This window comes from Sphaerotilus sp., from assembly GCF_034519685.1.
GTDB lineage: Bacteria > Pseudomonadota > Gammaproteobacteria > Burkholderiales > Burkholderiaceae_C > Sphaerotilus.
This window is the reverse complement of the sequence record NZ_JAXHOF010000003.1, coordinates 1034496-1057256: the sequence shown is the minus strand read 5'-3', so window position 1 is coordinate 1057256 and position 22761 is coordinate 1034496. Positions and strand designations below refer to the sequence as shown.

Below are 22761 nucleotides of genomic sequence, written 5' to 3'. Positions count from 1 at the left end.
GTGTCCCTGTCGCTGACCCCGCTGGCGGCGCTCGCCACCGAGCCGGCGCCGTGGCCCGTGCTGCAGGCCGGCGCGCTGCTGCTGGCCTGGGCGCTGGACCGCCGCTTCGGCGAGCCGCCGAATGCCTGGCATCCGGTGGCGTGGCTCGGGTCGGTGCTGGGGCCGCTCGGGCGGTGGCTGCGCGGCCGGCCGCCTTGGGCGGCGTTCGTGGGCGGGGCGCTGGTCTGGTGTGTGCTGGCAGGTGGGCTGGTGGCGGGGGCGTGGGCGCTGCAGGCGTGGCTGCGCACGCTGCCGGCGGTGCTGGCCGTGCCGCTGCTGGCGTTGCTGCTCAAGCCGCTGTTCGCGGCGCGGATGCTGTGCGACGAGGTGCGGGCGGTCGAGGTCGCGCTGCAGCAGGGGCTGGACGCCGGCCGCAGCCGCTTGTCCTGGCTGGTCAGCCGCGACGTGCGCGCGCTCTCGGCCACGCAGGTGCGCGAGTCGGCGATCGAGACGCTGGCCGAGAACCTCAACGACTCGGTGATCGCGCCGCTGGCGTGGTTCGCCGTGGCGGGGCTGCCGGGCGCGGTGCTGTACCGGTTTGCCAACACGGCAGACGCGATGTGGGGCTACCGGGGCGACTGGGAATGGGCTGGCAAGTGGGCGGCGCGGGCGGACGACGGGCTGTCCTGGCCCACGGCGCGGCTGACGGCGCTGCTGCTGCGCCCGGCGTGGCGGGCGGCGGACTGGGCGCGGCTGCGCGGCGAGGCGGCGCGCACGCCGTCGCCCAACGGCGGCTGGCCGATGGGGGCGATGGCGTTACGTCTGGACATCTGTCTGGGCAAGCCGGGGGTCTATGCTCTGAACCCCCGAGGCCGAGCACCCGAGGCTGCAGACGTGGATACCGCGCTGCGGCGTACCCAGTCGGCCACCCGGTGGTGGATGACCATGCTCGCGGGTGGCTGGCTGGGGTGGGCGCTGATGGGGGTGGCCGGGGGGCCAGCCTGAACGAGCACAACATGACGTCGATCCACGACCGCCTGGACCCGCACGACCTCGCACATACGCATGGAGGGCCGGATGCCCTCGGTGTTCCGCGCTGGGACTTCTCCACCAATGCCAACGCCTGCGGGCCGGCGCCTGTGGCGCTGGAGCAGGTGCGGCAGGTCGATGTGCGGCGCTATCCGGACCCGAGCTATGCGGTCCTGCGCCAGCAGCTCGCACGGCTGCACGGCGTCGAGCCGGCACGCATCGTCGTGGCGGCCAGCGCCAGCGAGTTCATCCGGCGCATGACGCTGGCGATCGCGCTGCTGCATCCGGGGGCGCGGGTGCGTGTGCCGGATTACGCCTACGGGGAATACGCCGCGGCGGCCGAGGCGCTTGGCCTGCGTGTCGTGCGCGAGATCGACGACCTGGACGCCCGCGACCCCGCCTGGCTGATCTGGCACACCGAGCCCGGCAGCCCGGTCGGCGACGCCCGCGCCGCGCCGCCGTTCAACCCGGGCGAGTCGGTGCTGGTGGTGGACCGCGCCTACGCGCCGCTGCGGCTGGACGGCGAGGCGCCGCCGGTGCCCGACCAGGCCTGGCAGCTCTGGTCACCGAACAAGGCGCTCGGGCTGACCGGCGTGCGCGGCGCCTATGCGATCGCGCCGGCCCGGGTGCCGGAGTCGGCCGCGCTCACCGACTGGCTGACCGGGCGGCTGCAGGCACTGGCGCCGTCGTGGCCGCTGGGCGCGCACGCGGTGGCGATGCTGCAGTGCTGGGCCAGCGAGGATGCGCAGAGCTGGGTGCGCTCCAGCCTGCACATCCTGCGCAGCTGGCGTCGCCAGCAGCTCGACCTGTGCCAGAAGCGTCTCGGCTGGACCTGCCTGACCAGCGTCACGCCGTTCTACATCGCCCGCTGGGGCCAGTGGACGCCGGGCGAGGACGCGGCGTCCGATCCGCTGCACCCGTCCCAGGTCTTGCCGGAGCTGCGCGCGCTCGGTGTCAAGCTGCGCGACTGCACCTCGATGGGCCTGCCGGGCTGGGTCCGCGTGAGCGTGCAGGCGCCACCGACGCAGCAGGCGCTGGCCTTGCTGTGGCGCCAGACGGTGGGCGATGGCGGGTTTGTGCCGACGGTGCGCCAGTCGGGGTTCCAGAGCCTGTCGACTTACTGAACATCGAGGAACAGGAACGACATGGCACGCGCAGTGATGGTCCTCGGCACGACGAGCGGCGCTGGCAAGAGCTGGCTGGCCACGGCGCTGTGCCGCTGGTATGCACGCCGGGGCCTGAAGGTCGCGCCGTTCAAGGCGCAGAACATGAGCAACAACGCCCGCGTCGTGCCCGCCCCCGACGGCCGCATGGGCGAGATCGGCAGCGCGCAGTACTTCCAGGCGCTGGCCGCCCGCGCCGTGCCCGAGGTGCGCCAGAACCCGGTGCTGCTCAAGCCCGAGGCGGACACGCGCAGCCAGGTGGTGGTGATGGGCGCCGTGCGGCGCGACCTGGGCGCCGTGCCGTGGCGGGAGCGCAGCGAGGCGCTGTGGCCGTTCGCGCGGCAGGCGCTGCACGAGCTGATGGCGGAAAACGATGTCGTCGTCATCGAAGGCGCCGGCTCGCCGGCCGAGATCAACCTGCACGCGAGCGACTACGTGAACATGCGCACCGCGCTGGCCGTGGACGCCGCCTGCCTGCTGGTGACCGACATCGACCGCGGCGGCGCCTTCGCCCACCTCTACGGCACGCACCAGTTGCTGCCCGAGGCGGAGCGGGCGCTGATCCGCGGCTTCGTGCTGAACCGCTTTCGCGGTGATGCGGCCTTGCTCGCGCCCGGCCCCGAGCAGCTCGAAGCGCTGACCGGCGTGCCCACGGTCGCCGTGCTGCCGATGTGGCGCGAACACGGTCTGCCGGAAGAGGACGGCGTGTTCGACGACCGCAGCCCGCTGTCCATGGGCGGCGCGTCGTCGGTCCGGCCGCTGCGGGTGGCCGTGGTCGCCTACCCGCGCATCAGCAACCTCGACGAGTTCCAGCCGCTGCGCAACCTGCCCGGCGTGCGGCTGGTCTGGGCGCGCGGGCCGGCGGACCTCGACGGCGCCGACTGGGTCATCCTGCCCGGCTCGAAGCACACCAGCGCCGACCTGGCCTGGCTGCGCGCGCAGGGGCTGGACCTGGCGGTCGCGCGCCATGCGGCGCAGGGCGGGGCGGTGCTGGGCGTGTGCGGCGGGCTGCAGATGCTCGGCGAGGCGCTGATCGACCTGCACGCCGTGGATAACCCGCTCGGCGGCAATGCGCCGGGGCTCGGGCTGCTGCCGCTGGTGACCGTGTTCGAGCCCGAGAAGCGGCTGGCGCCGACGCAGGCGCATTTCGGCGCGCTGACCGGGCCGTGGTCGGCGCTGTCCGGCGTCGAATTCGACGGCTACGAGATCCACCACGGACGCACCGCGCAGCACGCCGACCTGCCCGCCGCCGCCGAAGCCGTCCACAACGCGGCGGGCGAGGTGCTCGGCTGGCAGCACGGCGCTGTGCTCGGGCTGTATGCGCATGGCCTGTTCGAGTCGCCGGCGGTGCTGCGCGCGCTGTTCGGCGCCGAGGTGCGCACGCTGGACGCCGTGTTCGACGGCCTCGCCGATTTTCTGGACCAGCATGTGCCCGAAGGCGTGCTGCTGTCCCTGCTCCACCATGACAACGACAACATGTCCCGACAAGTGTCCCGATGACTGCACCCGATTTCACCATTCCCCAGATCGACGATCTGCACGACGCCGCGCTGACCGCCCGCGTCCAGGCCGCACTCGACCAGAAGACCAAGCCGCAGGGCTCGCTCGGCCGCCTCGAAGCGCTGGCGCTCCGGCTCGCCCAGATCCAGGGCCGCGACCAGCCGGCGCTGGAACACCCGCAGATGATCGTGTTCGCCGGGGACCACGGGCTGGCCGCGCGCGGCGTGTCGGCCTTCCCGAGCGACGTGACGTGGCAGATGGTGGAGAACTTCCTCGCGGGCGGCGCGGCGGTGAGCGTGCTGGCGCGGCAGCACGGGCTGGCGCTGACGGTGGTCGATGCGGGTGTGAAGCACGAATTCGCGCCGCGCCCGGGCCTGCTGCAGCGCAAGCTTGGCTGGGGCACGGCCGACGCGCTGGAAGGTCCGGCGATGACGGCCGCCGAATGCGCGGCGGCGATCGAGACGGGGGCGGGCGTCGTGCGCAGCCTGCCGGGCAATGTGGTGCTGTTCGGCGAGATGGGCATCGGCAACACCTCGTCGGCCTCGCTGCTGATGGCGCGACTGACGGGCGAGGCCATCGACCGCTGCACCGGCCGGGGCACCGGCGTGGACGGACCGGCGCTGGTGCGCAAGACCGAGATCCTGCGCAAGGTGCTGGCCCGACACGAGGCCGCGGCGGCGCCGCTGGATGCGCTGGCGGCTTTCGGCGGCTTCGAGATCGCGATGCTGGTCGGCGCGGTGCTGGAAGCGGCGGCGCAGCGGCGGGTCATCGTCGTCGATGGCTTCATCGTGAGCAGCGCGGTGCTGGTGGCGGCGCGCCTGGCGCCCAACGTGCTGCAGCGCTGCGTGTTCGCGCACCAGTCGGACGAATCAGGCCACCGGCTGATGCTGGCGCGCCTGGAGGCCGAGCCGCTGCTGAGCCTCGGCCTGCGGCTGGGCGAAGGCTCCGGCGCGGCGCTGGCGTGGCCGCTGCTGGACTCGGCGTGCCGGATCCTGGCCGAGATGGCGAGCTTCGCCTCGGCCGGTGTCAGCGACCGCGCGGGCTGAGCCGCCGATGCGCTGGCTGATGCACGCCGTGGTCCACGAATTCCGCCTCTTTTTCATCGCGCTGCAGTTCTTCACCCGTGTCCCCGTGCCCGGCTGGGTCGGCTGGACACCCGAGTGGATGCACGCCAGCGCCCGCCACTACCCGGCGGTCGGGCTGTGCATCGGCGCGGTGGGCGCGGCAGTGCTGGCGCTGGGCGCGGCGTGCTGGCCGCTGCCGGTGGCGGTCGGGCTGTCGATGGCGGCAACGGTCTGGATGACCGGCGGTTTCCACGAGGACGGCCTGGCCGACACCTGCGACGGTCTGGGCGGCACCGTCAGCCGTGAGCGCGCGCTGACGATCATGAAGGACTCGCGGCTGGGCAGCTACGGCGCGCTCGGGCTGGTCGGCGTGCTCGGGCTGAAGGCGGTGGCGCTGCACGGGCTGGTCACGGTGGACCTGCTGCCGGCGATGGTCGCCACCGTCTGGGCGCATGCGCTGTCGCGGGTCGCGCCGGTCGTGCTGCTGTGGGTGCTGCCGTACGCGGGCGATCTCGAGCACACCAAGGCCAAGCCGATGGCACAGCAGATCTCCGGGCGCGGGCTGCTGGTGGTGCTGGGCTGGGCAGGGCTGGTCAGCGTGGCGGCGGTGGCCGTGCTGGGCGATCTGCGCCCGGTGCTGGCCGGGCTGCTCGGGCTGGCGTGCATGGTGCTGTGGTGCGGGCGTTGGTTCCACGGGCGGCTGGGCGGCTACACGGGCGACACGCTCGGCGCCTCGCAGCAGTTGAGCGAACTGGCGGCGCTGCTGGGCTGGCTGGCGGTGCTGCATGGCTGAGACGGACGCGCGGCGGGAACTCTGCGTCTGGCGCCACCCGAAGCCGATCGGGGCGGCGGGCCGCTGCATCGGCCAGACCGACCTGCCGGTTGACCCTCGCCGCGCCAAGCGGCTGGCGCACCGCATCCGCCAGCACGCCCGCCGCGTCGGCCTGCCACATGCCATCGCCACATCCCCGCTGCGCCGAGGCGCCGACGTCGGCCGCTGGCTGCGGCGCTGGGGCTGGCGGCATGTGGTCGATGCCCGGCTGATCGAGCTGGATTTCGGAGCGTGGGACGGCCAGCCGTGGTCGGCGATCGCCCACGCCGAGGTGGCCGCCTGGGAGGCCGATTTCCAGCACCACGCGCCGGGCGGCGGCGAGTCGCTGCAGCGCTTGCAGGGCCGGGTGCGCGACTGGCTGGCGGGCGTGGCGGCGGGCGAGGGGCCTCGGCTGGTGGTCGGCCATGCCGGCTGGATGAGCGCCTGGGCGCTGCTCGACGCCCCGGCCCTGACGCCTTCGGCGTGGCCTCCATCTCCCCGGTACGGGCAACTTCACCGCCGAGCCGTTACCATGCGGCCCGCGTTCGCCCATTCTGCATTTTGAATTACGACTACAAGGCGCTGCCGTCATGTTCCGCACCCTCCTGAAATCCAAGATCCACCGCGCCGCCGTGACCCACTGCGAGCTGCACTACGAAGGCTCCTGCGGCATCGACGAAGACCTGCTCGACGCGGCCAACCTCTGCGAGAACGAGCAGATCCACGTCTGGAACATCAACAACGGCGAGCGCTTCGTCACCTACGTGATCAAGGCGCCACGCGGCAGCGGCATCATCTCGCTCAACGGCTCGGCCGCCCGCCGCGCCAGCACGGGTGACCTCGTCATCCTCGCCGCCTTTGCGCAGGTGCATGAGGACCAGGTCGCCACGCACCAGCCCAAGCTCGTGTTCATGGACGAGGCCAACCGCATCAAAGAGCTGCGCGCCCATCCCGAGAACCCGCCGCAGACCTCGCCGCTGCGCCGAACGGAGTGAGGTGATGGCCGATCTGTTCCCCCGCCGCATCGTCTGCTTGACCGAGGAGACGATCGAGACGCTGTACCTGCTGGGCGAGGAGCACCGCATCGTCGGCATCTCCGGCTACACGGTGCGCCCGCCGCGCGCCCGACAGGAAAAGCCGCGCGTGTCGGCCTACCTGACCGCCAAGATCGACAAGATCCTCGACCTGGAGCCGGACCTGGTGCTCGGCTTCTCGGACCTGCAGGCCGACATCGCCAGCCAGCTGATCCGCGCCGGCGTCGCGGTGCATGTGTTCAACCAGCGCAGCGTGGCCGAGATCCTGCGCATGGTGGCCATGGTCGGGGCGATGGTCGGCGCGCACGAGAAGACCGCCGCACTGCTGGCCGAGCTGCAGGCGGGGCTGGACGAGGTGGAGGCGATCGGGCGCACCTTGCCGCGCCGGCCGCGGGTCTACTTCGAGGAGTGGATGGACCCGATCATCACCGGCATCGGCTGGGTCAGCGAGCTGAGCGTGCTGGCCGGGGGCGAGGAGTGCTTTCCGGAGCTGGCCGGACAGTCGCTCGGCAAGAACCGCATCGTCGCCGATCCGCTGGAGGTGGTGCGGCGCGCGCCGGACGTGATCCTCGGCTCGTGGTGCGGGCGCAAGTTCCGGCCGGAGCCGGTGATGGCCCGGCCCGGCTGGGAGGCGGTGCCGGCGGTGGTGCACGGGCAGGTGTTCGAGATCAAGTCGAGCGAGATCCTGCAGCCCGGCCCCGCCTGCCTCACCGACGGCGTGCGCCAGATCCAGAAGCGCCTGCTCGGCTGGGCGGCGCTGCACGCCTGAGCTGACACCGGCGCGGCCTCACGGCGCCGGTGTCTTCGGCGTGAAGTCGCAGCAGTCCGCCACCGCACAGTCCCAGCAGCGCGGCTTGCGCGCCTGGCAGACATAGCGCCCGTGCAGGATCAGCCAGTGGTGGGCATCGACCCGGAACTCGGGCGGGATGCGCTGCAGCAGCTGCATTTCCACGGCGTAGGGCGTCTTGCCCGGCGCCAGCCCGGTGCGGTTGCCGACGCGGAACAGGTGCGTGTCCACCGCACACGTCGGCTCGCCCCAGGCCACGTTCAGCACCACGTTGGCTGTCTTGCGCCCGACCCCCGGCAGGGCTTCCAGCGCCTCCCGGCTGCGCGGCACCTGGCCGCCGTGCTGCGCCAGCAGGATCTGGCTCGTCTCATACAGATGTTTCGCCTTGTTGCGATACAGGCCGATCGTGCGGATGTGCGCTTCCAGTCCCTCGGTGCCGAGCGCCACGATCTGGCGCGGTGTGTTGGCGACGGGGAACAGGCGGCGTGTTGCCTTGTTCACGCCGATGTCGGTGGCCTGCGCCGACAGCAGCACCGCCGCGAGCAGCTCGAACACCGAGGTGTATTCCAGCTCCGACGCGGGGTGCGGATTGGCGTCGCGCAGCGTGACAAAAAATCGGTGGATGGCGTCTGGGGTCATGTCCGTGGGATTCTGGCCCCAGAAATCCGGGGGTTGGGCAGAGAAGGCACGCGACCCGGACCGGCGGTTTGCGCAGAATCCGACCCATGCGAGAAGTGCTGCACCGCCGCCGTCGACCCGAGCCACCCCTGGCGGCGCTGCTGTTTCTCGGCCTGTCGATGGTGTCGTTCAATGGCGACGACGGGCTGCTGTGGACGCAGGCCTTGCCCTGGCTGCTGCTGGCGATCGCCGCGGGCCTGTGGCGTGCGATGGCCTGGGCGCGCAGGCTGGCCATCACGGTGCTGGCGGTGCTGCTCGTGGCCGTGGCCTGGCCGGGCGGTGCGGACTGGCACCCGGTGCGCGTGCTGCTGATCGAGCCCTGGGCCGCCGCCCGGCTGGAGCACCACACGGGCCTGCACCCCACCCTCGGCGGCCTGCTCGTCGCGTCGGCGCTGCTGCTGTGGCTGGTGTCGCCGCCGGTGGGCCGCGCGTTCGCGCAGGCCGATCTCGACGCGGTACGGGCCGATCTGCCGCCGCTGTCCGATGGGCGGGTCAAGGACGACCATTGAGCGGCCCGCCCAGTGTGCCGTCCACGTAATACCAGCGCCCCTCCTCGCGGACGAAGCGGCTGACTTCCTCCAGACGGTGCGCCCGCCCGCCCAGCTTGCTGCGGGCCACGAACGACACCTGCGCGTGCGTGGCATCCAGCACCGTGTGCTGCCGCACCGTCAGACCAAGCCAGCGCAGCCCCGGCTCGTTCGGGGTCAGCGACGCCGGACGGGTGCTGGGGTGCCAGGTGGCGAGCAGGTAATCGAGCTGGTCCAGCACGAAGGCGCTGTAGCGCGAGCGCATGAGCGCTTCGGCCGTGGGCGCCTGTCCGGCCAGCGTGCCGCCGGGGTGGAACCGGCCGCAGCAGGCCGGCAGCGGGTGTCCGCTGCCACACGGGCAGGCGGGGGAGGAGGTGGTCATCATGTGCCCATTTTCTGGCACGCCGCGGCGCTGGTACGCTTGCAGGCTTGCCGACCCTGATGTTCGTTGCCCCATGCTCCTGCTGCTTTCGCCCGCCAAGTCCCTGGATTTCGACACACCGACGCCGACCACGGTCGATGCAAGCCGTCCGGTGTTCATGGGCGAAGCCGCCGCCTTGATCGAGCAGCTGCGCACGCAGTCCCCCGGTCAGCTCGCCACCCTGATGGCCCTGTCCGACAAGCTCGCGGCCCTGAACGTGGCCCGCTACCAGGCCTGGCGGCCGCGCAACACGCCCGGCAACAGCAAGCCCGCGATCCTGGCGTTCAATGGCGATGTCTATGACGGACTCGCCGCACCGACCTTGTCCGCCGAGGATCTCACCTGGGCGCAGGACCATGTCGCCATCCTGTCCGGGCTGTACGGCGTGCTGCGGCCGCTGGATGCGCTGCAGCCCTACCGGCTCGAAATGGGCACGCGCTGGACCAATCCGCGTGGCAAGGATCTCTACGCCTGGTGGGGCGACCGCATCGCCGAGGAACTGCTGCACCGCCTGTCGTCCCGCAAGGCCGGGGCCGGACAGGCCAGGCCGGTGGTCGTCAACCTGGCCTCGCAGGAATACGCGAAGGCTGCGCTGCGCCCGGCGCTGCTGGCCCAGGCCCGGGTGGTCGAGTGCGTGTTCGAGGACTGGAAGGACCACGGCTACAAGGTCATCAGCTTCTACGCCAAGCAGGCGCGGGGTCTGATGGCCCGCCACGCCATCACCCAGCGTGTCCATGTGCCCGAGGCCCTGCAAGCCTTCGCGCTCGGCGGCTACGGCTTCGACGCCGCGGCCTCCGACCCCGACCGCTGGGTCTTCCGCCGACGTGCCGCCGCCTGAGCACAACACCGCCTGACATCGCCTGACACCGCATGAGCACCACCATGAGCACCCAGACAGCCACCCCGGAACTGCGGCTTTGGATCCTCGAACAGGCGCGGGCCGGCCATGCGCCGGACGCGGTGCTGCAGGCCATGCGGCAGTCCGGCTGGGAAGAGGAGGTGGCCCTGGCCGCGCTGGAGCAGACGCTGGAAGGGTTCCTCGCCGAACACGCCCGCCAGCAGGCGCTGCCGTCCGCGACGCCCGTGCCCGAGCCGGATCTGGCGCGCTCGCCGGCCGTGGTGTGTCTGCCGGACGGCCAGGTGGTGCGGGTCGTGGTGTCGATGCGCGATCCGCGGGTGGTGGTGTTCGCCGATTTCCTGTCCCGTGCGGAGTGCGAGGCGCTGCGCCAGCTGGCGGCACCGCGTCTGGCCCGCTCCGAGACCGTCGACAACTCCACCGGCGGCAGCGAGGTCAACGCGGCCCGCACCAGCGCGGGCATGTTCTTCGGCCGCGGCGAGACGGCGCTGATCGAGCGCATCGAGCAGCGCATCGCGGCGCTGCTGCGCTGGCCCATCGAGAACGGCGAGGGCCTGCAAGTGCTGCATTACCTTCCGGGTGCCGAATACAAGCCGCACTACGACTACTTCGACCCCGCACAGCCCGGCTCGGCCACCATCCTCAAGCGCGGTGGCCAGCGCGTCGGCACGCTGGTGATGTACCTGAACACGCCCGAGGCGGGTGGTGGGACGACCTTTCCCGATGTCCAGCTCGACGTTGCGCCCGTCCAGGGCCATGCGGTGTTCTTCAGCTACGACCGTGCGCATCCCAGCAGCCGCTCCCTGCATGGCGGCGCGCCCGTGATCGCAGGGGAAAAGTGGGTCGCGACCAAGTGGCTGCGCGAGCGGCGCTTTGATTGAGCGCACCCCAAGGCTGAAAAAATCGACGGTTCGGTTTCCTGCGGCTACATTTCCCCCTCAACTTGGAGACACGCTCCCATGCAACCGCTGATTGCCGCCCTCGCGGCCGTGATGCTCACCGCCGGCGCTGTTGCGCAGGCCCAGACCAGCACCGGCCAGACCCCCAAGCCCATCACGATGCCTGCGGCCCCGGCGGCCGTGCCGGCGGTACCGGATCCGGCCACGCTGCGCGAACCGGCTGCGGCCGCCGCCACGACCACCACGGGCGCGGCCGAGCGCAAGGTCGAACAGCTGGACAAGGCGCTGGAGGCGCGGCGCACGCGCCAGGCCGAGGCCATGAAGAAGGCGGACACGGCCAAGGCTGCTGCGCCCGTGCAGTCCGCTGCCGAGCGTCGGGCCGCCCGCCAGGCAGCGCGCGCACAGGCCGCCGAGGCCCGCAAGGCGAAACTGGCCAAGGCCGGCAAGACCGGCAAGGCCAGCGCCGAGGAGCGGGCCGCCAAGCGTGCCGAGCGCCGTGCTGCACGCCTGGCGGCCCAGAAAGCCGGCAAGCGCGCAGATCCGTCCGCCGCGAAGCTGGCGGCCGCTGCCAAGGCGGAACGCCGCGCTGCCCAGCGCCAGGCCCGCAAGGAGGCGGCTGCTGCCAGGGCCAAGGCCAGCGCAGTGGCCCCCAAGGCCATCAACGACGGCTCGCGCCCCTGAGCGCAGCCGATCAGCCCAGCCTCAGGCGCTCCCCCACCTGAGGCACGCGGGCTGGCCAGCCCAGCGATTCCTGGATGCGGATGCGCAGGGCGTCGGAGGCTTCCGGTTCACCGTGCACCACCATCACCTGCCTGGGCGCGGTCGGCATCTGGCGCATCCAGGCGATCAGGCCGTCCGCGTCGGCGTGCCCGGACAGGCCTTCGAGGTGGTGGACCTGTGCGTTCACCGCCACGTACTGGCCCATGACCTTGATGTCCGTGGCCCCGTGGACCAGCTTGCCCCCGCGGCTGCCCGGAACCTGGAAGCCCGGGAACACGATGGCGTTGCGCGGGTCCGGTGCGAGTGCCGCGAGGTGGCCCAGCACCCGACCCCCCGTGGCCATGCCGCTCGACGACAGGATCACGGCCGGCCGACGCAAATGCGACAGCCGGGCCGAGTCCTGCGCCTTGGGCACCGGCTTGATCCCTTCGCTGAAGCCATGTGCCTCGGCCTTGGACAGGCGCAGCAGGTGGCGGTGCGCGCCGTAGATGGCGGTCGCTTCCTGCGCCATCGGGCTGTCGAGGTAGACCGGCAGATCAGCGGGCAGACTGCCCTCGGCCCGCAGGCGGTGCAGCAGCAACATCAGCGTCTGCGCCCGCCCGATGGCAAACGTCGGGATCAGCACCTTGCCGCCGCGTGCGGTGGTCTGGCGGATGATCTCGCCCAGCCGCGCGGCCGTGTGGTCCGCGGGGTGGAGCCGGTTGCCATAGGTGCTCTCCACCACCAGCAGGTCGGGCGCTGTCGACAGGGGGGCGGTCATCGGCAGCGGGGCCGGCATCATCGGGTCGTCGCAGCGGCCGACGTCACCCGAGAACACCAAGGCATGGTCGGCATCGCGCAGCGTCACGGCGCAGGCGCCCAGCAAGTGACCCACGGGCGTGAGTTCGGCGCGCAGACCGGGCAGCGGCTCGAACGGTTTGCCCGTTGCCACCGGCCGCAGCCGCTCGATGGTGCGGCGGGCGTCCTTGCCGGTGTAGAGCGGCCGGGCCGGGGTGTGGCGCGACCAGCCGCCCTTGTTGGCGCGGCGGGCGTCTTCTTCCTGCAGCTTGGCGGCGTCCAGCAACAGCACTGCCGCCAGATCGCGTGTCGCGGCGCTGCACCAGATGTGGCCGCGGAATCCCTGCTGCACCAGTGCGGGCAGCCAGCCGCTGTGGTCCAGGTGGGCGTGGCTGAGCAGGACGGCGTCGATCTCGTGGGGTGGCACGGCCAGCGCCGACCAGTTGCGCTCGCGCAGCATCTTCCAGCCCTGGAACAGGCCGCAGTCGAGCAGGACACGGTGCGGGCCGCTGGTCACCAGATGGCGTGAGCCGGTGACGCAGTCGGTGGCGCCCAGGAACTGGATCTCCATGACAAGCTCCTTGCAATGCGGACCGCACCAGCTTGGCACGGCCCGCGCTGCAAGGCATCAGCAGACACCCCGGGCACCCGATCCGGCATTGATCCGGATCAAGCAGAACGGCCAGCCGGCGCTCAGCCGCCGCGGCGACCGGAGGTCAGGGCCGGGCGCTTGGGGCCGGCACCGGTGCCCGAGCCACTGCCAGCGCCTTGCGGGCGTCCACCGCGCGGGGCGGCCGGGCGCTGCGGCGCGCTGCCGGGACGGGCCGGTGCGTTGCTGCGTGGCTGGCCACCGGGCGCGGCCGGTCGGCGCTGTTCGCCACCACGGCCACCACCGGCGCCACGGCCGCCGCCGCCACCACCACCGGCACCGCCGAGCGTGCGGCGACCGATCTGGATCGGCTCGGCCCGCTCGCCCGGGTCGGCCTCGAAGCCGGCCACGACTTCGCGCGGGATGCTGCGCTTGATCAGCTTCTCGATGTCGGCGAGGAAGGCTTCCTCGTCCAGGCACACCAGCGACAGCGCCTCGCCCTGTGCGCCGGCGCGGCCCGTGCGGCCGATGCGGTGCACATAGTCTTCCGACACATTGGGCAGCTCGAAGTTGATGACGTGCGGCAGCTGGTCGATGTCGATGCCGCGGGCCGCGATGTCGGTGGCCACCAGCACGCACAGCTCGCCCGTCTTGAACTCGGCCAGCGCCTTGGTGCGCGCGCCCTGGCTCTTGTTGCCGTGGATCGCCATGGCGGTGATGCCGGCCTTCACGAGGTGTTCGCACAGGCGGTTGGCGCCGTGCTTCATGCGCGTGAACACCAGCACTTGGTGCCAGTCCTGCGACTTGATGAGATGGATCAGCAGATCCTTCTTCTTCTCGCGGCCGACCTTGATCACGCGCTGGGCGATGTTCTCGGCGGTGGCGTTGCTGCGGGCGACCTCGATCACCTGCGGCGCATTCAGCAGCCGGTCGGCCAGCGCCTTGATTTCCGGGCTGAAGGTGGCCGAGAACAGCAGGCTCTGCTTCTTCGGCGGCAGCATCGCCAGCACCTTCTTGATGTCGTGCACGAAGCCCATGTCGAGCATGCGGTCGGCCTCGTCCAGCACGAAGAACTCGACCTGCGTCAGGTCGAGCATGCCCTGCTGGTGGTGGTCGAGCAGGCGGCCGGGGGTGGCCACCAGGATGTCCACGCCACGCTTGAGCTGCGCGATCTGCGGACCCATGCCGACGCCGCCGAACATCACCATGCTCTTCAGGCTCAGGTGCTTGCCGTAGGTGCGCACGCTCTCCTCGACCTGGGCGGCGAGTTCGCGGGTGGGGGTGAGGATCAGGGCGCGGATGGCGTAGCGGCCACGGCTGTCCTTGGCGGGCTGGCCAGCGGCCAGGCGGTGCAGCAGCGGCAGCGTGAAGCCGGCCGTCTTGCCGGTGCCGGTCTGCGCGCCGGCGAGCAGGTCACCACCGGCGAGAACCGCCGGGATGGCTTGCGCTTGAATGGGGGTGGGGGTTTCGTAGCCTTGTTCGCGGATGGCGCGAAGGATCGGCTGGGCCAGGCCCAGATCATCAAACGTCATGAAGTGGCACCCGTGTCGGGGTGCTTGTCGCGCCGCCTGCAGCGCCTCGGGCGAGGCGGCCAGTCGAGGGTGGCGCGGGATTGGAGAGGGCGTCAGAGGTGACTGCAGCGTTCTGACTGGTGCGAATGCTGCAGTGCGATTGTAGCGGCGGGGTGGGGCGTGGCGACAGAAGAACTGGCGGTCTTCCGAAGGGCAAGTCTGGCGCAGGATCTCTATATGCACTGAGTTGGTGCTGATGTGCCCAATACGTGGGCGAACCCGGGGCGGTCCTGGCTGAAGTGGTCTGCGGATGCGTTGGTTTGGTGCGCACAAGGATGTGAAGAAACGCACCAACTCGGCACAAAACGTGCTTGATTGGTGCCCTTTATCTGCCCGCTGTATGCCCGTTGTGCGCCCTTTGTGTGCGGCTGGTGCGTCGTTGCGGTGCAACTCAATCCCCCCACCTCCTTCGAGACCCCATGGATACCTTGAAACAGGGCGCTGATGCGCTCTTCATTCTGCTTGGCGCCATCATGGTGCTGGCCATGCACGCCGGATTCGCGTTTCTGGAACTCGGCACCGTGCGCAAGAAGAACCAGGTCAATGCCCTGGTCAAGATCCTGGTCGACTTTTCCGTGTCGACGGTCGTCTACTTCTTCGTGGGCTACTCCGTGGCCTATGGGGTGGACTTCTTCACCGGCGCCGAGACGCTCGCCGCGAAGAATGGCTATGAGCTGGTGAAGTTCTTTTTCCTGCTGACCTTTGCCGCGGCCATTCCGGCGATCGTGTCGGGTGGCATCGCCGAGCGGGCGCGCTTCAATCCGCAGCTGCTGGCGACGGCCATCATCGTGGGCCTGATCTATCCGCTGTCCGAAGGGGTGGCCTGGAACCAGCGGTTCGGGGTGCAGGCATGGCTGAAGGGCGCGTTTGGCGCCGAGTTCCATGACTTCGCGGGCAGCGTGGTGGTCCATGCCGTGGGGGGCTGGATCGGGCTGGCGGCGGTGCTGCTGCTGGGCGCACGCAGCAACCGCTACCGCAAGGACGGCGCGATGAGCGCCCATCCGCCGTCGAGCATCCCCTTCCTGGCGCTGGGCGCGTGGATCCTGGCGGTGGGCTGGTTCGGCTTCAACGTGATGAGCGCACAGACGCTGGACAAGATCTCCGGTCTGGTGGCGGTCAACTCGCTGATGGCGATGGTCGGCGGCACGCTGGTGGCCACGCTCATGGGCCGCAATGACCCGGGCTTTGCCTACAACGGCCCGCTGGCCGGTCTGGTGGCGGTGTGCGCGGGCTCGGACCTGATGCACCCGGCCGGGGCGCTGGTGGTGGGCGGCATTGCCGGTGCCATCTTCGTGCAGCTCTTCACCCTGACCCAGAACCGCTGGAAGATCGACGACGTGCTGGGCGTGTGGCCGCTGCACGGCCTGTGTGGCGCCTGGGGCGGCATCGCCTGCGGCATCTTCGGCCAGACCGCGCTGGGCGGCCTGGGCGGTGTCAGCCTGGCCAGCCAGACCATCGGCACGGTGATGGCAGTGGTCTGGGCGCTGGTGGGGGGCTTTGTGGTCTACGGCGGCATCAAGGCCTTCATCGGGCTGCGCCTCAGCCAGGAAGAAGAGTTCGAGGGCGCTGACCTGTCGATCCACAAGATTGGTTCGACTCCGGACCGCGAGGTGAGCTGGTAAGTGTTGCGCCGTTGAGTCGGCGGTACGAAGCAGGTCCGCTTGGCGGACCAATGTGTGACGAGGCGTTTCGCGAATCTGTTACAGGATTGGCGAAGCGCCTTTTTTCCTTGGTGCTCGAATCTGGACATCGCAACCCCTCGTACAAGGGGGTTTGCGTGCAGAGCTGATTGAAAAATTCACATATGGGCTGCGCTTGTGGGGATAGGCCGGGCCAGACAAACCCTGGATGCGCAGTGGGTTAACACAAACGTCCTGCCGGGGAGCCTTGGAATTGATCCGATTCGGGTTGCCTTGCTGCCCCTGGATCTGGGGGGGGATGGTGTGATTGGATCAAAATGATCGTTATAGTAAAAATGAAATCTGCCACCCACACCACCGACGATGGCAAGTCGTAATTCAGGAGATCTCCATGCTCAAGAAAATCGTTTATGCACTGGCTCTTACCGGTCTGGCCAGCGGCCAGGCATTTGCACTGACCAACGCGGGCTTCGAAGCCGGTCTGGGCGCAAACCCGACCGGATGGATCACGCCGCTGGGCACCATGACCGCGGTCGCCAGTGGCACCACGGTCCGCGTCATCGACGACGCTTACTTCGCCTCCCCGACGGAAATCTACGCAACCAGCGTTGACGCGATGAGCGGCAACAACTTCGGTCTGCTCGAGACCTGCCCGGCCTCGACCGCCGTTCTGGACTGCACGAGCAACGTGGCCTTCTCCATCAATCTGGGCGGCCCGGTGTCCAACTACGGCGACGTGCTGTGGATGCGTCTGTTCACGGCCGACTTCATCCCGGCTGACTACAACGACTCCGTGTCGGTGTCCTACTACGGCGTGTCTTCCGGCTCCGCTCTGCAAGTCGACACCCTGTCGGTGCAGACCATGTACGACGAAGGTCTGAACACCGATTCGGGCTGGAAGGGCTTTGCCGTGCCGATCGGCACCAACTCGCTGACCGTTCAGCTGAACAACGTCGCGAACTTCCCGGTCATCGCGTCTGACCACCTCTACAACCGCCCGATCGTCGCGCTGGACTACGCCGCTGCGGTGGTGACGCCCGTGCCGGAAGCCGAAACCTCGGCGATGATGCTGGCGGGTCTGGGCGTCATGGGCATGCTGGCTCGCCGCCGTTCCAAGCGCGCCGCCTGATTGAGCGCAACCAGACCGGATGCTGGGCGAGATTCCCAGTGACTTGACAACAGTATTCGGTATTTTCAAGGCACCTACTCAAGTAGGTGCCTTTTTCATTTTAGGAACCCCTTGGTTCAAGGTTGGTCCTTGCTTGTACCAATCCAGTCGCTACGATGACTTGGCGTGGGAAGCTTGGCTGCAGTTGTAGTCAACCGCGTTACCTTTTACTTGTCCAAGGAGTCACAAATGATCAGGAAGTCCTTTTCCACTGCAGTGGTCGCCGGTCTGGCCACCTTTGCCCTTTCGCCCGCTTTTGCATTGAACAACCCCGGTTTCGAGGCTGGTGTCGGTGCAAATCCGGCCGGTTGGATCACGCCCCTGGGCACCGTGACGTCGGTGGCCAGCGGCACCACGGTGCGCGTCATCGACGATGCATACTTTCCTGCCCCGACGGAAATTCTCGCGCGCAGCGTTGACGCGGTGAGCGGCAACAATTTCGGCCTGCTCGAAACCTGCCCCGCCTCCACGGCAGCCCTGGACTGCGCCAGCAACGTGGCGTTCTCGTTCAACCTGGGTGGTCCGGTGTCCAATGTCGGCGACATCCTGTGGCTGCGCCTGTTCACGGCGGACTACCTTCCGGCCGACTACAACGACTCCGTCACGGTCTCCTATTTCGGTGCCAGCTCCGCTTCGGCATTGAACAGCGACACCCTGTCGGTGCAGACCATGGCCGATGACGGTGGTCTGAACACGGATTCGGGCTGGAAGGGATTTGCCGTGCCGTTCGGTACCCAGTCGCTGATGGTCCAGATCAACAACGTGGCGACGAACCCGATCATCTTCTCCGACAACCTGTACAACCGCCCGATCGTCGCGCTGGACTACGAGGCTGCCCCGGTGACGCCTGTGCCGGAAGCCGGAACCAGCGCCATGATGCTGGCAGGGCTGGGTGTGCTGGGCCTGGTGGCGCGCCGCCGCAGTGCCGCCCGCAAGAGCAAGTGATCGTTCTGCTGGGTGACTGACTGAGCCCGGGCCGCCTGCTTCTGCAGGCGGCCTTGTCGTTTTACTGCTGCGGTGCAGCCGTCGACGCCAGCTTTTCGGCGGTGCCAGGCTTGCGTTCTTCCACCCACTGACGGACGTCGTCCGGCGCGATCGGCCAGATTTGCGTGGCGACGTATGTCAGCGTCTCGGTGACCGCGGCCTCGCGTGGTCCGAGGCGAGCGGCCTCCCGCCAGGACGCCAGCAGAGCCTCCGGCGTGTCATTGACGGCGTACTGCATCAGCGCGAGGTTGGCCCAAGCCATGGCGTGGGTCGGGCGCAAGGCGATGGACACCTTCTGGTGCCGCATGGCCGTCTGGTAGGCGGCGACTTCAGGCGAGTCCGGTGCCCCGGTGGTCCACAGTTCGCGGCCATCGAGGCTGTACAACTGCGCCAGCGCATCGTGCAGGGTGGCATCCTTGGGCGTCAGGGCAATGGCGTTTTCCAGCGCCCTGCGGGCTTGATCCCGCTGTGCTGCCGTGTAGGGTGTCTTGCCCGTCACCCATTTGTCCAGTGCGTTGCGTGCCACGGACGACGACCAATCGGCCGCCATCAGCACGGAGGCCTGCTGCACGACGCAGACAGCCACCACGCAGAGCGTGCCGGCCAGCAATCGGTTGAGCCACTTGTGTCGGGTTGTCAGGGCCATGCGGGCAACCCGGGGGTCAGCGGCGGCGATTGGGCAGAGGATTCAGATCGCTCAGACGGAAGCCTCTCCGCACGCCATCTGGGGTGATGGCGGGTGGCGTTGGTTCTGGGGTCTGACGCCGCGCGGCCGCCGTGATCGACTTGGCGATGGCCGCGATGCTGGGTGCCGCCTGGGATCCTGCCTGTGCCATCGAACCGTTCCGGGCCAGCGGAGTGGCCTGCGCCGGCAGGTGCGCAGCAGGCGAAGCGACGGCGCGGGGCGAGACTTCTTCCAGCCGCATGCCTCTCGGGACGGCTGGAGCTGTTGCGGCCTCGACGACTTCTGGGTGGGCGGCCGTCACTGCGGCGGTCGACTGCACCGATGCCACCGCCAATGGCGCCGGCAATCGCATGGCCACGACCGTCGGTGCTGGCACTGATGTCAGAACCGGGGCCCGCACGGATGCTGCTGCGGGCGCGGGCGCGGGCGCGGGCGCAGGTGCAGGTGCAGGTGCAGGTGCAGGTGCAGGTGCAGGTGCAGGTGCAGGTGCAGGTGATGCTGCAGCAGCAGAGGGCGGTACGGGTTCCCTTGTCCTGGCGACTGTCGGGGCTGCCACCGTGCTGGGGGCGCCGAATATCGGCAGCTGCCAGTCTTCGGGCTCTTCTGCTGTCTCGGCCGGCTGTGCCGACTGCATGGGTTGCGCCGGTGGCGGCATTTCGCCGTCGGCGTAGAGATCGTTGCGCAGCGAGGCGCTGTGCAGCTCATTCACCACCGCATCGATGCGGAAGTCGATCAGGGACCAGGCGGCATCGGACTGGGCCGCTGGGATGGCCTGTGCGGTTCCCTTCTGCGGACTTTCGGGGCCGAGCATCAGGTCGACGGACCACTGGTCCGCCAGGTTCAGCGGTGCCATCGCCGGCAGATCGCGGAAGACCAGCCGCTGCGCACCGGCCTGCACCGTGAACGAGGACAGCCCCGCGATTTCCGTCGGTTGGGTCTTGGTCAGGCGCAATGCCAGCGCCTCGTCGAAATGTTCGGCCAGCCAGTCTCGGGCCGCCCCCATGCGCGGACGGCGGCTCGACCGGTTGTGGGCGTCCGTGGCGATCACGTCCACCCAGCCCGCTTCCAGCAGCTTCTGCGCCGTCGTCTGGGCCCGGGTGCCGAAATCTCCCAGCACGGACCCTGCCGTCACCTGGAACTTGCAACCGATGCGGCGCAGCGCTTCGAGCCGCGCAGGTTGTTCCATCACCGCCTTGTTCCGCTCGGGATGGGCCATCAGCGGAGTGATGCCCCGCTCCAGCATCATCCCCATCAGCTTGTCGGTGCCGACGGGAATCTGCCCGTCTGGCAACTCGATCAGCGCGGTCGACGGTCCGACCAGACTGCCATTGAGCATCGGCAGCCGGCGCGCCTCGATCCAGTCGAGGATTTCCGGACAGATCCGGACTTCGGCCGCCCAGGTCATGGTCAGTGCGATGCCCGCGTCCGACACGGCCGACTGAAACTCGTCAAAGACCTCGCCGATGCGTGCGGCGGAGTTGTCGAACACGCCCGGGTAGATGTGCGGCGTGGCGACGATGTGCTCGATGCCATCGTCCGCCAAGGCCTTCGCCAGGGCAAGGGCATCTTCCAGCGTGCGCGGGCCGTCATCAATGCCAGGCAGAACGTGTACGTGCAGATCTAACATGGGCTCGGAGCGTCTCAGGCTTTGGATTGCTGAGAATAACCGTGATAGTAGGTGTTGCCGTAACCGCCGTTGACCGACTCGCCGTAGTAGCGCTGTGCATCCTCGAAGTTCAGGCCGTTCACGATCACGCCCATGATGTTGGCGCCGGAACGCTGCAGGCGGCTCAGACCCTTGCGGATCACCGGCACCGGCGTCTCGGTGGCGCGCACCACGTAGATCGTGCTGGTCGCCATCGGCGCAACTGCCACGGCGTCGCTCACCAGCTCCACCGGCGGCGTGTCGATCAGGATGAAGTCCAGCTGCGGCTGCAGGTGGCGGATCACGTCCTTGAAGCGCTGCGACACCAGCAGGTCAAGCGGGTTGGGCGGCACATCACCCGACGGCATCACCAGCAGCGAGCTGCCCTCGATCTGGTGCACACATTCCTTCAGCGTGGCCGAGCCGGTCACCAGATTGGACAGGCCCTTGGCATTGGCGGGCAGCCCCAGCCGCACACCCACCTGCGGGCGGCGCATGTCGGCGTCGATCAGCAGCGTGCGCTTGGTCTGGGACAGCGCCAGCGCCAGGTTGATCGAGGTCGAGGTCTTGCCCTCGGCCGGAACGCTGGACGTGACCATGATCAGGCGGTGCCGCTGGTCGACATCGGACAGCTGGATGCCGGTGCGCGCCGTGCGGATCGCTTCGGCGTGGTGCGAGTTCGGCTCGCGGATGAACATGGTGGCCACGTTCTCCAGGGCCTCGCCAGTCAGCGAGGGCAGCACGGCCAGCACCGGTTGCTGCAGCTTGAGTTCGGCGGATTCGCTGCCCTTGATGGTGTTGTCCATGCGCTCCAGCAGCACAGCCCCCATCGCGCCGAGCATCAGCCCCAGCACGAAGGCCACCAGGATGATCTGTCCCTTGTTGGGGCGCACCGGGTTCGTGGTCACCACTGCCGGATCGACCACGCGGGCCACTGCCGCCTGCAGGTCGCTGCCGGCGTCCATTTCCTTGGCACGGCCCATGAACAGGTCATAGAGCTGCTTGTTGGAGCTGACTTCACGCTCCAGCACCTGCAGCTGGAATTCCTTGCGGTTCACGTCCTGCACCCCGCCCGTGGCCGAGGCCAGTGCCGACTCCAGGGACTTCTCGGCCTGCCGCGCCAGGTTGTATTCCTGCACCATGCTGCGCGCCACCGAGCGGCGCTGCTGCGCCAGATAGCGCTGTGCCGAAGCCAGCGACGACTGCGCTTCCTGCATCTTGATGTGGTTGGGCCCGAGGTTCTCCGACAGCTCGGCCACCAGCTTCTGCGCTGCCGCTTCCTGGCGCAGCGCGTCCTGGACCGTCGAGTTGTTGGCCACGGCCGGCACATTGCTGTAGTCGCCACTGCCCGCATTGGCCACCATGTTGTAGGTGCCTTCCAGCTGCATCCGCTTGGCGCGTGCCTCGGCCAGCCGCTGGTTCGCTTCGCCGATCTGCATGCCGGCGAGCCCCTGGGCCGAACCGCTCAGGTTGATCAGGCCCTTCTCTTCACGGTAGGCCTGCAGTGCCTTCTCGGACTCCAGCAGGTTCTCGCGCAGGGTGGTGGCGCGCTTTTCCAGCCAGCCGTTGAGGCCCTGGGCCAGCTTGAACTTGGCGTCGCGGTCTGCGTCGATGTAGTTGGAGGCGATGTCGTTGGCCACCCGGGCGGCCAGCTTGGCGTCGGGCGAGTCGAAGCTGACCTTGACCAGTTGGCTCAGCCGCACCGGCTCGATGCTGAGGCCCTGCATCAGCGGCTTCACCGCGGAGTCGGCCAGCGTTTCCTCGGTCCACTCGGTGGTCGCTTCCGTCAGGCCGACCATGGACTTGATCTTGGTCTTGACGCTTTCGTCGCTCTTGCGCGGATCGAACAGCGGATCGTTCCACAGCTTCATGGTGGTCACCGTGCGCAGTGCCACCTCGCGCGACTTCAGGATCTCCACCTGGGTCTGGTAGTGCTCCTTGGTCTGCATCGCGCCGCCGAGCATGTCTTCCATCGACAGGAACTTCGGCTTGCCCGGCTCGATCAGCACGGTCGCGGTCGAGCGGTAGACCGGTGTCATCGAGAACGCCACCGCGGCGCCCAGTGCCGCCAGTGCGGTCGCCAGGCCCAGCACGGGCCACTTGCGTTTCTTGATGCTGCGCCAGTGGTCCAGCAGTGCGAGCTTGCTTTCCTCGGACAAGCCCAACTGTACCGGCGCAAAGGGAGGAGCCATCTGCGCCGGCACGGCCGACGCAGCTACTTGGATTTGATTCAT

The 22761-nt window shown here is 69.2% G+C and carries 22 protein-coding genes; 15 read left to right on the top strand and 7 right to left on the bottom strand.

The window, feature by feature from the left end; translation table 11 throughout:
* From cbiB to U5O44_RS08545, 8 genes are read left to right on the top strand one after another with little or no spacing between them, the layout of a single operon-like run.
* Positions 1-984 carry an adenosylcobinamide-phosphate synthase CbiB gene (gene cbiB / locus U5O44_RS08580; RefSeq protein ID WP_416222161.1) on the top strand — a complete coding sequence of 328 codons (984 nt, stop codon included), beginning with the start codon at positions 1-3 and terminating at the stop codon, positions 982-984.
* Between the two features lie 11 nt (positions 985-995).
* The gene (locus U5O44_RS08575) at positions 996-2132 is read left to right on the top strand and encodes an aminotransferase class I/II-fold pyridoxal phosphate-dependent enzyme (protein WP_322588012.1); all 1137 of its coding nucleotides are present in this window, start codon (positions 996-998) and stop codon (positions 2130-2132) included.
* Positions 2133-2153: 21 nt separating this feature from the next.
* Positions 2154-3671, top strand: coding sequence for a cobyric acid synthase (locus U5O44_RS08570; RefSeq protein ID WP_322588011.1), 1518 nt, complete (start codon positions 2154-2156; stop codon positions 3669-3671).
* Positions 3668-4717, top strand: coding sequence for a nicotinate-nucleotide--dimethylbenzimidazole phosphoribosyltransferase (gene cobT, locus U5O44_RS08565; RefSeq protein WP_322588010.1), 1050 nt, complete (start codon positions 3668-3670; stop codon positions 4715-4717). Before U5O44_RS08570 ends, cobT begins: the two co-directional genes overlap by 4 nt.
* Positions 4718-4724: 7 nt before the next feature.
* Positions 4725-5528 (top strand): adenosylcobinamide-GDP ribazoletransferase, encoded by an 804-nt coding sequence (cobS, locus tag U5O44_RS08560; protein WP_322588009.1) that lies wholly within the window; start codon positions 4725-4727, stop codon positions 5526-5528.
* Entirely contained in the window at positions 5521-6111 is a 591-nt protein-coding gene (locus tag U5O44_RS08555; RefSeq protein WP_322588008.1) for a histidine phosphatase family protein, read from the top strand. The genes cobS and U5O44_RS08555 overlap by 8 nt, the downstream gene beginning before the upstream one ends.
* A 25-nt stretch (positions 6112-6136) precedes the next feature.
* Positions 6137-6541, top strand: coding sequence for an aspartate 1-decarboxylase (gene panD, locus U5O44_RS08550; RefSeq protein ID WP_322588007.1), 405 nt, complete (start codon positions 6137-6139; stop codon positions 6539-6541).
* Between the two features lie 4 nt (positions 6542-6545).
* Positions 6546-7349, top strand: a complete 804-nt coding sequence (locus U5O44_RS08545) for an ABC transporter substrate-binding protein (protein ID WP_322588006.1) — start codon at positions 6546-6548, stop codon at positions 7347-7349.
* Positions 7350-7367: 18 nt separating this feature from the next.
* On the opposite strand, the gene nth is transcribed toward U5O44_RS08545, so the two are convergent.
* Entirely contained in the window at positions 7368-8006 is a 639-nt protein-coding gene (gene nth / locus U5O44_RS08540; protein ID WP_322588005.1) for an endonuclease III, read from the bottom strand.
* Positions 8007-8092: 86 nt separating this feature from the next.
* Here nth and U5O44_RS08535 point away from each other — a divergent pair, with 86 nt between their 5' ends.
* The gene (locus U5O44_RS08535) at positions 8093-8554 is read left to right on the top strand and encodes a hypothetical protein (RefSeq protein ID WP_322588004.1); all 462 of its coding nucleotides are present in this window, start codon (positions 8093-8095) and stop codon (positions 8552-8554) included.
* Here U5O44_RS08535 and U5O44_RS08530 read toward each other — a convergent pair.
* Positions 8538-8954, bottom strand: a complete 417-nt coding sequence (locus tag U5O44_RS08530; protein ID WP_322588003.1) for a YchJ family protein — start codon at positions 8952-8954, stop codon at positions 8538-8540. The two genes, U5O44_RS08535 and U5O44_RS08530, sit on opposite strands and share 17 nt — an antisense overlap.
* 73 nt (positions 8955-9027) lie before the next feature.
* Here U5O44_RS08530 and yaaA point away from each other — a divergent pair, with 73 nt between their 5' ends.
* The 3 genes from yaaA to U5O44_RS08515 all read left to right on the top strand — a co-directional run bounded on the left by yaaA (position 9028) and on the right by U5O44_RS08515 (position 11429).
* The gene (yaaA, locus tag U5O44_RS08525) at positions 9028-9831 is read left to right on the top strand and encodes a peroxide stress protein YaaA (RefSeq protein WP_322588002.1); all 804 of its coding nucleotides are present in this window, start codon (positions 9028-9030) and stop codon (positions 9829-9831) included.
* Positions 9832-9875: 44 nt separating this feature from the next.
* On the top strand, positions 9876-10730 hold the full coding sequence (locus U5O44_RS08520) for a 2OG-Fe(II) oxygenase (protein WP_322588001.1): 855 nt from the start codon (positions 9876-9878) through the stop codon (positions 10728-10730).
* 78 nt (positions 10731-10808) lie between these two features.
* Positions 10809-11429 (top strand): hypothetical protein, encoded by a 621-nt coding sequence (locus U5O44_RS08515; protein ID WP_322588000.1) that lies wholly within the window; start codon positions 10809-10811, stop codon positions 11427-11429.
* Positions 11430-11439: 10 nt separating this feature from the next.
* On the opposite strand, the gene U5O44_RS08510 is transcribed toward U5O44_RS08515, so the two are convergent.
* A complete protein-coding gene (locus U5O44_RS08510) occupies positions 11440-12816 on the bottom strand; it encodes an MBL fold metallo-hydrolase (RefSeq protein ID WP_322587999.1) in 1377 nt (458 codons plus the stop codon).
* 122 nt (positions 12817-12938) lie between these two features.
* Entirely contained in the window at positions 12939-14366 is a 1428-nt protein-coding gene (locus tag U5O44_RS08505) for a DEAD/DEAH box helicase (RefSeq protein WP_322587998.1), read from the bottom strand.
* A gap of 458 nt (positions 14367-14824) precedes the next feature.
* Here U5O44_RS08505 and U5O44_RS08500 point away from each other — a divergent pair, with 458 nt between their 5' ends.
* The 3 genes from U5O44_RS08500 to U5O44_RS08490 all read left to right on the top strand — a co-directional run bounded on the left by U5O44_RS08500 (position 14825) and on the right by U5O44_RS08490 (position 18158).
* Complete coding sequence (locus U5O44_RS08500; RefSeq protein ID WP_322587997.1) at positions 14825-16027, top strand: ammonium transporter; 1203 nt, start codon at positions 14825-14827, stop codon at positions 16025-16027.
* A gap of 409 nt (positions 16028-16436) precedes the next feature.
* Entirely contained in the window at positions 16437-17174 is a 738-nt protein-coding gene (locus U5O44_RS08495; RefSeq protein ID WP_322587996.1) for a PEP-CTERM sorting domain-containing protein, read from the top strand.
* A 228-nt stretch (positions 17175-17402) separates the two neighbouring features.
* A complete protein-coding gene (locus U5O44_RS08490; RefSeq protein ID WP_322587995.1) occupies positions 17403-18158 on the top strand; it encodes a PEP-CTERM sorting domain-containing protein in 756 nt (251 codons plus the stop codon).
* Between the two features lie 61 nt (positions 18159-18219).
* Here the strand turns inward: U5O44_RS08490 and U5O44_RS08485 are convergent, their stop codons facing one another.
* Genes U5O44_RS08485 through U5O44_RS08475 form a run of 3 tightly spaced genes read right to left on the bottom strand, consistent with a single transcriptional unit; the run spans position 18220 to position 22761 of the window.
* Positions 18220-18843, bottom strand: a complete 624-nt coding sequence (locus U5O44_RS08485; RefSeq protein ID WP_322587994.1) for a hypothetical protein — start codon at positions 18841-18843, stop codon at positions 18220-18222.
* 16 nt (positions 18844-18859) lie between these two features.
* Entirely contained in the window at positions 18860-20509 is a 1650-nt protein-coding gene (locus U5O44_RS08480) for a CpsB/CapC family capsule biosynthesis tyrosine phosphatase (RefSeq protein ID WP_322587993.1), read from the bottom strand.
* A 14-nt stretch (positions 20510-20523) separates the two neighbouring features.
* Complete coding sequence (locus tag U5O44_RS08475; RefSeq protein WP_322587992.1) at positions 20524-22761, bottom strand: GumC family protein; 2238 nt, start codon at positions 22759-22761, stop codon at positions 20524-20526.